Source organism: Methylophilus flavus (assembly GCF_042678905.1).
In the GTDB taxonomy this organism is placed as follows: domain Bacteria; phylum Pseudomonadota; class Gammaproteobacteria; order Burkholderiales; family Methylophilaceae; genus Methylophilus; species Methylophilus flavus.
Map to the genome: position 1 here is coordinate 95,339 of NZ_JBHTLN010000002.1, position 12,631 is coordinate 107,969.

Annotated in this window: 11 protein-coding genes; 8 read left to right on the forward strand and 3 right to left on the reverse strand. The window is 50.6% G+C overall.

Features of this window, described 5'->3' with window-relative positions; all coding sequences use genetic code 11:
- The first annotated feature begins 26 nt into the window (after positions 1 to 26).
- From ACFQ2T_RS10410 to ACFQ2T_RS10430, 5 genes are all read left to right on the forward strand, one after another.
- A complete protein-coding gene (locus ACFQ2T_RS10410) occupies positions 27 to 1,103 on the forward strand; it encodes a DUF3108 domain-containing protein (protein WP_379034135.1) in 1,077 nt (358 codons plus the stop codon).
- Positions 1,104 to 1,133: 30 nt separating this feature from the next.
- A complete protein-coding gene (locus tag ACFQ2T_RS10415) occupies positions 1,134 to 2,438 on the forward strand; it encodes an RsmB/NOP family class I SAM-dependent RNA methyltransferase (protein WP_379034137.1) in 1,305 nt (434 codons plus the stop codon).
- A gap of 160 nt (positions 2,439 to 2,598) precedes the next feature.
- On the forward strand, positions 2,599 to 3,843 hold the full coding sequence (locus ACFQ2T_RS10420; protein WP_379034139.1) for a dicarboxylate/amino acid:cation symporter: 1,245 nt from the start codon (positions 2,599 to 2,601) through the stop codon (positions 3,841 to 3,843).
- A 9-nt stretch (positions 3,844 to 3,852) separates the two neighbouring features.
- Positions 3,853 to 4,380, forward strand: coding sequence for a GNAT family N-acetyltransferase (locus ACFQ2T_RS10425; protein WP_379034141.1), 528 nt, complete (start codon positions 3,853 to 3,855; stop codon positions 4,378 to 4,380).
- Between the two features lie 1,135 nt (positions 4,381 to 5,515).
- Entirely contained in the window at positions 5,516 to 6,454 is a 939-nt protein-coding gene (locus ACFQ2T_RS10430; protein ID WP_379034143.1) for a DMT family transporter, read from the forward strand.
- A 43-nt stretch (positions 6,455 to 6,497) separates the two neighbouring features.
- Here the strand turns inward: ACFQ2T_RS10430 and ampD are convergent, their stop codons facing one another.
- On the reverse strand, positions 6,498 to 7,055 hold the full coding sequence (ampD, locus tag ACFQ2T_RS10435) for a 1,6-anhydro-N-acetylmuramyl-L-alanine amidase AmpD (protein ID WP_379034145.1): 558 nt from the start codon (positions 7,053 to 7,055) through the stop codon (positions 6,498 to 6,500).
- Positions 7,056 to 7,180: 125 nt separating this feature from the next.
- Here ampD and ACFQ2T_RS10440 point away from each other — a divergent pair, with 125 nt between their 5' ends.
- Positions 7,181 to 8,191, forward strand: a complete 1,011-nt coding sequence (locus ACFQ2T_RS10440) for a sodium:calcium antiporter (RefSeq protein ID WP_379035155.1) — start codon at positions 7,181 to 7,183, stop codon at positions 8,189 to 8,191.
- Between the two features lie 95 nt (positions 8,192 to 8,286).
- Here the strand turns inward: ACFQ2T_RS10440 and ACFQ2T_RS10445 are convergent, their stop codons facing one another.
- Together ACFQ2T_RS10445 and ACFQ2T_RS10450 are read right to left on the reverse strand one after the other, a co-directional pair.
- Positions 8,287 to 9,789, reverse strand: a complete 1,503-nt coding sequence (locus ACFQ2T_RS10445) for a sigma-54-dependent transcriptional regulator (RefSeq protein WP_379034147.1) — start codon at positions 9,787 to 9,789, stop codon at positions 8,287 to 8,289.
- A complete protein-coding gene (locus tag ACFQ2T_RS10450; protein ID WP_379034149.1) occupies positions 9,789 to 11,402 on the reverse strand; it encodes a two-component system sensor histidine kinase NtrB in 1,614 nt (537 codons plus the stop codon). Before ACFQ2T_RS10450 ends, ACFQ2T_RS10445 begins: the two co-directional genes overlap by 1 nt.
- 276 nt (positions 11,403 to 11,678) lie before the next feature.
- On the opposite strand from ACFQ2T_RS10450, the gene ACFQ2T_RS10455 reads away from it, so the two are divergent.
- Positions 11,679 to 12,263, forward strand: a complete 585-nt coding sequence (locus ACFQ2T_RS10455; RefSeq protein ID WP_379034151.1) for an RNA polymerase sigma factor — start codon at positions 11,679 to 11,681, stop codon at positions 12,261 to 12,263.
- On the forward strand, positions 12,260 to 12,631 hold the full coding sequence (locus tag ACFQ2T_RS10460) for a DUF3619 family protein (protein WP_379034153.1): 372 nt from the start codon (positions 12,260 to 12,262) through the stop codon (positions 12,629 to 12,631). Before ACFQ2T_RS10455 ends, ACFQ2T_RS10460 begins: the two co-directional genes overlap by 4 nt.

A 12,631-nucleotide genomic window follows, 5' to 3' on the forward strand; every position in this document is an offset into this window, starting at 1 on the left:
GGGTATTCTCCACATCGGGAAAGCACGTGATTAACACACAAGGCCTGCGAAAATGGATGCGGCAACACGTTTCCTGGCGATTAGGGTTGGCATTGTGCGTATCCTTGCTTGTGCATGTGCTGCTGGTGAAGGAGGTTGCCTGGCAAAGCTGGTTTTCGGGCGAAGAGCCGCCGCCAACCTTGTTAAGTGCGCAGCTGGAAGCCGCGCCAGCCAAGCCGCCGGTCAAAGCACCTGTCAAAGCTGTAGCCAAAGAAAAGCCACCTGTAACCAAGCCTGATCCAGCGCCAAAAGCTAATCCAGTTGAAGATCCACCAGAACCCGTGGCCGAATCTCCGGTTGCATCGCAACCCGCAGAAATGAGCGAACAGGACACAGCGCAGGCAGAAGAAGCCCGGCAGGCAGAAATTGCCGCCTGGCATGAAACTGACAGTGCCATCGTGGAGCCGGATGCGGCGTTACCGCCGCCTTATCAGCGGGTAAGTACCGAGTATGCGGTGTTTGTAAATGGCGAAAAGCAACCTGCGGGCAGCGCAAAAATTGATTATGCGCAGGAACCATCTGGCCAATATAGCCTGCGCTGGGTGGTAGAAGGGCGTGGTTTGTTAAAATTGCTCTATCCGACGCTTGAGCAACAAAGCCGTGGCGCCATTGGCCCACATGGATTGAAACCGCAGTTTTACCGTTACGCGTTTGGCAGCAAGGCGGACAAAATATATGAGGCGACTCTGGATTGGGAAACCAACTTTATTACCCTCAAAACTTCCAAGGGCGAGCAACGGCTGGACCTGCCACGTAACACGCAGGATATCCTCAGCTTTATGTACCAATTTATGTTTGTTCCGCCATTGCAGGAAATGCATATTGCCTTAACCAACGGGCGACGCCTGAATACCTACCAGTACGAGTTTGAAGGTGAAGATTCGATGGAGATCGCTGACCAGGCTATTCAAACGGTACATATAGCGCATACCCGTGGCGAGACCGACGAAAAAATTGAATTATGGCTGGCTACCGATTACCGCTATGTGCCAGTCAAGATCAGAAAACAGGAAAAAAACGGCATGGTGATTGAGCAAGTCGCCAAGCGTTTGATCACTGAATAACGCAAGACGTAACATATTTGAAAGACATTTATGAATTCCACCCTTATGCGCCAAACGGCGGCTTTATTAAACGACATGCTGCAGTTCGAAAGTCCGGCCGATGGCAAACTCAGTGAGTTTTTTCGCCAGCATAGGGAGCTGGGCACTAAAGAGCGTGCCTGGATCGCCGAAACTGCCTATGGCGTATTGCGTCGCTACCGCTACCTGCGCGAAATCAGCATCACAGAAGCTGATGAACAGGAAGACACGCGTAAACTGATCCTGGCCTATCTGATCAAGATTGAAGGCAAAAGCATACGCGACCTCGACGAGATGCTAGACGAGCGCCAAAAAGAATGGGCCGTGCAAATCAAAAGCAAAACCAGCGAAGGCTTTGCGCCCGCCATTCTGGCCGATGTACGCGACTGGTTCTGGGACAAGCTGGTAGCGCAGTACGGCGAAGCCGAAGCCATGACCATTTGCCGCAGCATGTTTGAACAAGCCAGCCTAGATCTGCGTGTGAACACCATCAAAGCGACGCGTGAAGAAGTGATGGCGCGTATGCTGGCGGAAAACACCGTGAAAGACAACGTGATCACCACTACGCCATATTCTCCGGTTGGTATCCGCATGGGTGCCCGCCTGAATATTGGCAAACATATCCTGTTTGTCGAAGGCAAGATCGAAGTTCAGGATGAAGGCAGCCAGTTACTCAGTTACCTGGTTGCCCCAAAACGCGGGCAAATGGTGGCTGACTTGTGTGCAGGTGCAGGTGGCAAAACACTTGCGCTAGGTGCCTTGATGAAAAACACAGGTCGCTTGTACGCGTTCGATGTCTCTGAAAAACGCTTGAATAATTTAGGTCATCGCTTGAAGCGCAGTGGATTATCCAACCTGCAAGCGCAGCTGATCAATAACGAAAATGATTTGAAACTCAAACGCCTGAACGGCAAGTTTGACCGCGTGCTTGTGGATGCGCCATGTAGCGGCTTGGGTACCTTACGCCGTAACCCGGATCTGAAATGGCGCCAAACTGAGCAGGATGTTGCCGAGTTGAATGTAAAGCAGACCAATATCCTGTCGCGTGCGGCGAAGTTGTGTAAGATCGGTGGCCGGGTTATCTACGCAACCTGTAGCTTATTACGCGATGAAAATGAGGCAATCGCGGAAGCTTTTCTGCAAGCGCATCCAGACTTTAAATTGATCCCTGCCAGTGAAGTATTGGCGCAGCAGAACATTGAACTGGATACTGGCGAATACCTCAAACAACTGCCGCATTTACATGGCACGGATGGCTTTTTTGCGGCGGTTTTTGAAAAGACCAGCCAAACAACCGAGGTTGCAAAGGATGCTTGATTAGCAAACACTAAAGAGCTGCTAAGTCTCGATTAAAATAGGTTTAGCAGCAATCTTTGTCACAGTTAGTTAAAGGCAATAGCCGCCTGGGACATGTCAACATTACTTTTTTGGGTTATTCTTGGATCCATCACGATTGATTCACTCTTAAAACACAGAAATGAAAAAACTGACTCTGAATCTGCAAATACTCATTGCTGCGTTGTTGGGTGTTGCCGGTGGTTGGGCGATGCATGGCTTGCCAGCAAATTCAGAAACAGTGCAGTGGAGTCTTTACGCAAGCAATCTGGTCGGTACGCTGTTTATCGACTTACTCAAAATGGTGATGATCCCGCTGGTGTTTTGCGCCATCGTGACCGGCATAGCCAACCTTCGCCAGCATAGCCAGATCAACCTGGTCTGGAAAACCACCCTGCTCTTCTTTGCCACCACTACGATCATTGCAGTGGTCATCGGTATTAGTGCCAGCCAGATTTTCAAACCGGGTGAAGGCTTGCATCTGGCCATGTTTGCTGATGCGATGCAGCAGTTTGAATCCAGGCAATTGACCCTGTCGGAGTTTTTCACCCAGTTTCTGCACGGCATATTCATGAACCCGTTCAAGGCATTGGCAGACGGCAATATTATTGCCATCGTCGCCTACGCATTGCTGCTGGGTATCGCACTGGTGATGGCTTCAGACCGTTATCCGCAATTGCTGGGTTTGTTTGAAGAAGGCATGGGTTTATCCATGCAAATGATAGGCTGGATCATGCGCCTGGCACCATTCGGGATTGGCGCCTTGCTGTTCAAGCTGGTAGCCACACAGGATTTGAGCCTGTTTACAACCTTAGCCAAGTTTATGCTGGTGGTGACTGGTACCACTTTGCTGCATGGTTTGGTCGTATTGCCTGCTTTATTATTCCTGATCACCCGCAAGCGGCCGTGGTGGTTTTTGCGCAATGCTAAAGAGGCACTGCTCACTGCTTTTGCAACCAGCTCCAGCAATGCGACCATGCCTGTCACCATGCGCTGCGCCACGCAAAATATGCAGGTGAAACCCGAAATTGCCGGCTTCGTCGTACCGCTTGGGGCGACAGTCAATATGGATGGCACCGCTTTGTACGAAGCTGCTGCTGCCTTGTTCGTCGCACAACTGGCAGGGATTGAGTTATCGCTCGGTCAGCAACTTGTGGTGTGTTTTACCACCATGATCGCGGCCATGGGTGCACCTGGCATTCCCAGTGCCGGGATGGTCACTATGGTGATGGTGCTGCAAAGCGTAGGCTTGCCTGCGGAAGCGATTGCGATATTATTGCCAATAGACCGCTTGCTGGATACGGTAAGAACCGCGGTCAATGTGGAAGGCGATATGATAGGTTGCCTGGTGGTACAACACGTGACTGAATCCCATTCTTCAAGCTAGAATTTATCCATGCTAGAACAACGCATAGCCCAGGTATCAGATACACCCGTCATTTGCGCATTGGTCAATGCTGCTTATCGCGGCGAGACCAGCCGTGCAGGCTGGACCACAGAAGCCGATTTACTGAGCGGTGTGCGCACCAGTGAGCGCACCATACAGGCGCTGATTGAAAGCCAGGATGCCTGTATCTTGCTCGGTGAGGAAGCGGGTGGGGTAGTGGCTGCCTGTATTTGCCTGGAGCGGCATGCAGAATCAGCTGAGGTTGTGCACCTCGGCATGATTGCTGTTTCACCGTTATTGCAGAATCGCGGGTATGGAAAAACCATGATACTGGCAGCGGAAAAACTGGCAAAGGCACAGTGGGAGGCGAAGCTCGCCGAAATGATGGTGATCAGTTTGCGGGAAGAGTTGATTGAATTTTATCAGCGGCTGGGATACCAGCCGACCGGGGAGACGGTGCCGTTTCCGCACCAGCCGGATATGTGGCAGGCGCAGGTTGAGAATATGCAGTTGAATATTTTGCAGAAGGTGTTGTGATCGGTTGTTGTTTGCTCAACCTGCCTGTTAATAGAGTCCCTTGCAACGCTTAGTAATATGTATGTTACTTTTCAAACAAGACTTTTCTGTTCGTCATTCTGGCGGAGGCCAGAATCCAGGCAGAGTTACTTCCTAGCTTGGCTACAATAAAAAAACGAATGTTGCGCTTACTGATGGTTTTAATAGATATTTCTCAGAACATTCACCGTTGCTTTTCGCTTTCTCAGCGAGTTCCTTTTCTTTGCTTGCCTTAAGAATAAGTAACCAAAAGAAAAGGCACCCTAGCTTCCGCTTGTATCCTGCGTTGCTCGTCAAAATAAGCGGTCGCGAAACTCATCCTAGCGGCCTGCACAGACCGCAGGCCACCGCGGGATTCAGACAGTCGCTCCCTTGTTTCTTATTTTGCCTGCGCTACTCGGCGCGTCAGATAGGGGCCCGTTGAAAACCACCACGATGAAACAGTTGTGAGATGCAATGGGCAGAGGGCGCTAAGTGACCGTTTTAACTCTCAAGTCTAAACCCAACAGCATTACGTTGTTTTGTCTTTTGCTTTTAAGTTGAGCGGGAATGGATGGGCTAGCCTCACGTAACTGAAAGCGTGTGGTTTTCACGGGCCCCTATCTGACGCGCCGAGTAGCGCAGTCAGCGTGGGAGTTGTCGGCCAGCGCCTGTTTGAGCTCCGCAACAAGCCACGTTCAGTGTGGCTTGTCAGGGCGAGTTTCGTTGGCCGCCCACGTTGACGAGCAACGCAGGAAATAAGCGGAAGCTAGGGTGTCTTGTTCTTTGCCTTCTTTCTTATGGACAAGCATAAGAAAGAACGGTCGCCTAAAGGCGAAATCAGACATTACATAGTCCTCTAAAGCGTTTCATGTTTACACCACCATGTTCTAAATACATACTCAAAGGTAGTGATAAAACCCTTTACTTGACCATCCCACTAATTCCGCGTAAATTCCGCAACCTTATGCACAAGCAACTTCCCCAACCTTCTGTTGTGACGATGACCCGAAAGGCATTGTGGCTGGTCGCCACATCCTGTCGCGGTTGCTGCTTGTCTTAAACTTTTGCAACCGCGGGCTCTCCGCGGTTGATCTTGCATTCCCTTCCCGTTGAGCCCGATAAATCCAGGGCTGATATGAAACACGCTACACACCCTTATTACGGCGCCATGCTGGTGCTGTTATCGTCTATTTTTGCTTCTTCAAAAGCAATCATGGCCAAGCTCGCCTATGTTTATCACATAGATACTTCCAGCCTGATTGCATTGCGTATGGCATTCGCGCTCCCATTCTTTATTGGTTTGGGCTGGTGGGCTATGCGCCAGAAATCACCGGTGACGATGACAACCAAAGATTGGGTTTTTCTGGTGATTCTGACCACGGTTGGGGGTTATGGCTCAATGTGGCTGAATTTTGAAGGGCTGCATTATGTGTCGGCCGGGCTGGAAAGAGTGATTCTGTTTCTCTACCCAACATTGGTGGTTGTCATGAGTGCAGTCTTTTTAAAGCACCATATTACGCGGCGCGAGTGGCTTGCCATGATCACCAGTTATGCCGGTGTCATCCTGGTTGTCTGGCACGATGTTGAGTTTGCCACATTGAATTCAAGTGATACCTTGTATGGTGCATGGCTGATATTACTCAGTGCCATTATTTTTGCTGCTTACCTACTAGGTAGTGGGCAGTTAATTCCCAAACTTGGCGCGACAAGGTTTACAGCGATTGTCATGAGTTTGACGACGCTCGTGAGTGCATGTCATTTTGGTGTTGATGCCTCTTTTTCGACACTCACCGTTTTCCCGCAAGAGGTGTATGTGTTGGCATTGTTAATGGCAGTGATAGCTACGGTATTGCCCACCATGTTGATGAATCTGGGTATTCATCAATTAGGCAGCCGTAAGGCATCACTGATCAGTGCCATTGGCCCGGTGTCCACCATTGTGCTGGCTTATCTCTTTCTGGATGAGCAGTTATCATGGGTACAAGGCGTTGGCACTGCGCTGGTGATGACTGGTGTGATTGCGGTAAGTATGGATACCACGCCGCCACCGCGAGTGACTGATCCTGAGGTTTAGGGTGGGGCTGTCAGGTACCAGCGAATAATGCTGGTACCGCCAACTATGATGGCTTTGTAATGCGTTGCCAGTCAAAGAAAGGTCCGGGATCGGTTTTACGCCCTGGCGCAATCTCTGAATGGCCAACGATATGCTGGATCGGGTAGCGTTTTTTAAGTGCGTCAATCAATGCCTGCAAGGTCAGGTACTGCGCGTCATTGAATGCGCAATCGTCGCTGCCTTCCAGTTCTATACCGATCGAGAAATCATTGCAGCGCTCTCTACCTTGCCAGCTTGAAACGCCCGCATGCCAGGCGCGCTGGTTGCAACTGACGAACTGGATCAGCTGCCCATCGCGGCGGATCAGGAAGTGTGACGATACTTTTAAGTGGGCAATCGTCGCATAATAAGGGTGCTCGGCGGCATCCAGCTGGTTAGTAAATAACTGGATGATGCCTGGACCGCCAAACTGGCTGGGGGGCAGGCTGATGTTATGCACCACGATCATGTCTACACCCATATTTTCCGGGCGACTATCGGTATTGGGTGACAGTATGATCTGGCACGGGCTGGCAATGCCCTGCTCATCAATTTCCACAGGGGCAGAAAGTATTTGCGACATGCCAACATTGTAGGTGAATTCGCGCGAATTGCGTTATGATTCCGCCCGCAACCACAGGTTTGTCATTCCATGCCGTTTTGGCGGAAGCGCATGGAAAACTGATTGCCGCCAGACAGGAACGAGTCATGGTTTTCTTGCAGTTATTCTTAATGTTGGTAGTGATCCTGATCGCAGCCGAAGTGTTTACCAATGCGCTGGAACATCTGGGTGAGCGCCTGGGTATCTCGGAAGGCGTGACCGGTTCTATTTTTGCAGCAGTGGGTACGGCGTTACCTGAGACACTGGTGCCATTGCTGGCTATTTTCTCTTATACCTCTTCGACAGGTGATAGTCATGCCGGCCACGATATTGGCGTTGGCGCGATTCTGGGTGCGCCCTTGATGCTGGCCACACTGTCCCTCAGTTTGATGGCCTTGTCAGTCTGGAAGCGACGCGGCAGCACAGGGCACCTTCGTCCAGAGCGTACCGGCCTGGTGCGTGACCTGAACTTCTTTATCCTGGCCTTTATCTTTGCCACGATTGCCATGTTTGTACCACACACCGAAGCCTTGGTGCGTTACGGCATCAGCATACTGATGGTGCTGATCTATTTTGTGTATGTGCTGATGACCATCAAGGCATCGCGTGGGCTGGTTGAAGAAGGGCATGCCACCGAAGCTGAAGATGTCATGATGCTGTCCAGGCTTGGCCTGCCAACCAATATCGTCACTATTGTGCTGCAATTGCTGATCGGGCTTGGCTTGCTGGTCGCAGGTGCCAAAGGCTTTATCAATGAGGTTGAAACGGCGGCTGCGATTCTGGGCGTGTCCGCCCTGTTATTGTCATTGCTGATTATCCCGATTGCGACTGAGCTGCCGGAAAAAGTAAACAGCATTTTATGGATACGCAAAGGCAAGGATACGCTGGCGTTTGGCAATATCACCGGTGCCATGGTATTTCAGGGAACATTGTTGCCTGCCATCGGGATTATGCTGACAGACTGGGCGCCAAGGAAAGAAGTGGCGTTGGGGATTCTGATTACCTTGCTGGCAGCGGTATGGTTGCGTTACCGCGTGGCCAAAGGTGGTTTGCTGGTATGGCACTTACTGGTCAACGGCCTGTTCTATATTTTGTATCTGGCTATCGTTCTGAGCTAAATAATTGCTTCAGTAGTTTGCAACAAGAGGATGTTAACGGTTATGCCAATCGTTATATCCTCTTCAACTTCTCTTCACACATATCCTTTAAAACCTTATTCTTCTTCGCCGTCGCTATCCTCGACATCCTGCTCTTTGGACAGCCCCAGTTTGGACAAGCGGTAGCGCAAGGTGCGGAAACTGATGCCCAGCAATTTGGCTGCCGCAGTTTTATTGTTGTTTGTTTTCTCCAGTGCCTGCAAAATGGTGCGCTTCTCAATGTCTTCCAGATAGTCAGACAAGCTGACATCCATAGGCAACATGGTATTGCCCGCGGCTGACGAGCCAGGCCCATTTTCCAGTGGCAAGGTGATCTCGTTATGTTGAGCAGTGTTTGCCGGTGAGGCGATGCGGTCTTCGATGGCCGGGGTGTTCCATGGCATCACCGGCCTGTCGCTGATCGGTGCAGCAGGCATATCTTCCAGGGATAAATCCTCTATCGCAATATTCAGGCCATCACACAAGGCCAGTGCCCGCTCCAGCATGTTTTCCAGTTCACGCACATTGCCATGAAACTGTAGTTGCTGGATGTAGACTTTGGCTTCAGGTGCAATGCCGGGTTTGCTGATGCTCTGATTCTGACAAAGTTTGCCCAGCAGGCGTTCGGTCAATTCCGGAATATCTTCCGGCCGTTCGCGCAGGGAAGGCATTTTGAGTTGGATCACATTCAGGCGGTAGTATAAGTCTTGCCTGAACTCGCCTTTTTCCATCATGGCATTCAGGTTTTTGTGGGTGGCGGAAATAATACGCACATCGACCGTTTCTTCCACAGTGCTGCCGACCACACGTACTTTCTTTTCCTGGATGGCGCGCAATAACTTCACTTGCATCGCCAGCGGTAAATCCGCGACTTCATCCAGGAATAAGGTGCCGCCATTAGCGGCCTGGAATAAACCTTGCGTATCCTGGATGGCGCCGGTAAAAGAACCTTTTTTATAACCGAAAAATTCGCTTTCCATCAAATTTTCCGGGATGGCGCCGCAGTTGACGGCAATAAATGCCTGGTCCTTGCGCGAGCTGTTCTGGTGGATCAGCCTGGCGGCCAGTTCCTTGCCGCTACCTGATTCGCCACTGATATATACGGGCGCCTGGCTGCGTGCCAGTTTGGCTATCATGGTGCGCACATAACTCATGGCCGGAGAGGCGCCAATCAGGTCTACGGTATTCGCGCCGTGCGACTCTTTCTGTGAAGAGAGTTTCAGCGCAGACTCCACCAGCGGGCGTAATTGTTTCAGTGAAATCGGTTTGGTGATGTAATCAAACGCGCCGGCTTTTAAAGCGGAAACGGCATTTTCCGCACTGCCATAAGCGGTAATCACGGCGACAGGCAGGCCTGGGAATTGCGCATTGATATGTTGCACCAGTTCCAGCCCCAGGCCGTCCGGCAGGCGCATATCAGTCAGGCACAGGTCATAACTGAAAGAGTGCAGCATATGTTTGGCATCCGTGACATTGCTGGCGCTCTCGGCCTGTATGCCCATGCGCTCCAGGGTCAGGACCACCAGTTCACGGATATCGGTCTCGTCGTCGACCACCAGACATCGATAAGAGTTTGCCATTAAACGATTACCTTCTTAATTGTCAGTGAAAATTGTGTGCCGCTTGCTGTACTTGAATAGTCCAGCTTGGCACCATTGGCCTCTGCCAGTTCGCGCGCAATAAACAAGCCCAGGCCGGTACCGGTTTTTTCTGTCGTCATAAACGGCTCGAATAAATGCGGCTGAATCTTGGGATCTATGCCGCTGCCATCATCCTTAATCAGCACATGGATGAACTGGCCACTTTTGTCGCCAGTCACTTTGAGTTGCAGGCTGCGCGATTGTTGTTTGCTATGCCGCCAGCCATTTTTACATAGATTCCATAGTATCTGGTTGATATGACGCCTATCAAATACGATAGTGCCGTGTCTTTCAGGGATGCTGAGGGTAAAGTTTAGCGGGTCGATCTTTTCTACTGCGCAAAACTGCTGGTAGAACTCCTGCATAAACGTTTTGATATTAAATTGTTCCTGATTGGTCCGGTCACGGCGGTTGAGCTCAAGTACATCTTTAATAATCTGGTCCAGTCGCTGCACATTGTCTGAAATGATTTGCAGCATGCGTTCCGTCCCCGGTTCTATAGAGTCTTCCTGCAATAGCTGCGTGGCATGGCTGATGGCACTCAAAGGGTTGCGGATTTCATGGGCAATATTGGCCGTCAGCCTGCCCAGTGCCGCCAGTTTCACCTGGTGTGCCTGGGTCTGGATTTGTGACCAGTCTTCAATAAAAATCACCACACCATTATTAATGTTTTCAGAAATCGCATGAAAACGGATGCCCAGGTCACGGTTATTGATGGTGAGTTTGGTGGCATCCTGTGGTGCAAGCTTGTTTGCGGGCGTGGTTTGCAGGAGTTGGGTGATGGCTGGCGTCAGCATGCTCAATGCAGCCTGTGATCGCACTGCTTCCTGGCACTGGCTGTCTTCCAGTCCGAGTAGTTTGCAGGCCTGGAAGTTGTAATGTTTCAAGCGCTGGTGCTGGTCTATCACCAGCACGCCATTCGGCATTTCCTGCGTAATCAGCGCATTGGTCCTGGCAAGCTGCTCGATATCCTGGCCACGCTCATTCGCGAGTTTCTCGCTGCTTTGCATGCGGCTTGTCAGGGTTTGCGCCAGCCAGGCAGTGGCAAAACAGCTTAATGAAAGCAACACCGCGCTGCTGTAATCATTGTAACTATTGCCCAACAGGCTATGTTTCAACACGCGGTGCGTGTTTTCCAGCAAGATGCCTATGGTGGCAATCGCCGCATAAAACATGGCAAAGCGGCCATCACTGATCAACCCGGCAAAGATAATATTAATAATCAGCAACAGGCCGATACCACTCTGGCCACTTTGCAGGAAATGCATCATGACCACAATAAAGACGATATCCACGCTGGTTTGCAGTTTCAGCGTGATGCCACTTTTTGACTGCAGATGCCTGAAGCTGAAGCTGACGGTCAGCGCATAAAAGAAAAACAGCACCAGCGCCCAGAAAACATAAGCAGACTCAGCAAACGTCCCCCTTAAATATGGCCACAACTGGCTGCCCAGTAGCATGCCGGACGCGCAAAGGCGGTACAGGCTGTATAGCCTGAGATGTTGCACGTCGGGTGTTTTTTCAGGCTGATCGGCAGGCAGGTCAGAGGCCATCACACTGCTTCCTCGGTGGCTGGGTTTATATTCATGGGATGCGACTGCATGCCATGAGGTGAAGTGAGTTCTTGTTTGAGTGTCATGAGGTGAACCATCGTTTTGCAGCCATCAAGCCTTATTCTATCAGTAATAAAATTAAAACTGATATACTCCGATCAACAGGGAGATAAACGATGCCTATTTCTTTGACTGCCAAAAACACTCATAAATGCAGCAAAGTAGTAGTGATCGTCAAGTTGAAAACTTTGATTATCTCGGGGATTAGGAACCGTAGTGGCGAGTGCGCAAGAAATATCAGATTTTTTACGTCAGATTGAAAAGCGGGCATTCAGGCAAACTGCCTATGCCGTGCGTGATGACCATGCAGCATTGGATATCGTTCAGGACGCAATGCTGAAATTGGCAGATAAGTATGCCAATAAACCGATTGCGGAATACCCTATGCTTTTTCAGCGTATTTTGCAAAATACCACGCGCGATTTCTGGCGCCGGCAAAAGGTCCGTAATTTATGGACCTCTTTGTTTTCTTCCTTTGGTTCGCAGGAAGATGAAGAGTTTGACCTGCTGGAAACCATAGACGTAGAAGGGCCGGAAAGCGACCCTTCTGAACAGTTACAGCGCTCGCAAACCATGACCCTGATTGGAAAAGCGCTAGAAAAATTACCAGCACGTCAACGAGAAGCATTCGTATTGCGTTATTGGGAAGAATTGGATGTTGCCGAAACTGCGGCCGCGATGGGTTGTTCGGAGGGAAGCGTTAAAACGCATTGCTCACGCGCGGTCGGTGCTTTGTCGCAGTCATTAGGCCAGGCCGGTCTCGGCGTCCAGAAGTTGCAAAAAAGAGGAGTAAAGCCATGAGGAATCAACGTCATCCGGAAGACGACTTGCCACTCCCTCTACGCGAATGTGTGGATTTACTGAAAAATGATGTCCAGCCATTATCCGCAGAGGTTGAAACCCGTTTAACTGAAGCCAGGCAGGCTGCCTTAAGGCGCTTTGCCGATACCAAACGAACGTCGCCAGCGGTAGGTGATGTTTTGTCGTGGGCGTCATTTGGGCATCCGCGCATGATGGGTGCAGCCGCTTTATCTGTGTGCCTGGTAGTGGGTGTGTTGATGGTGTCTGCACAGCAAAACGATGACGCCATGTTGCTGAGCGCGGATTTGCCGGTAGAGGCATTCGTCGATAATGGCTTTGAGCCGTGGCATTATTCAGAGCATATCTAG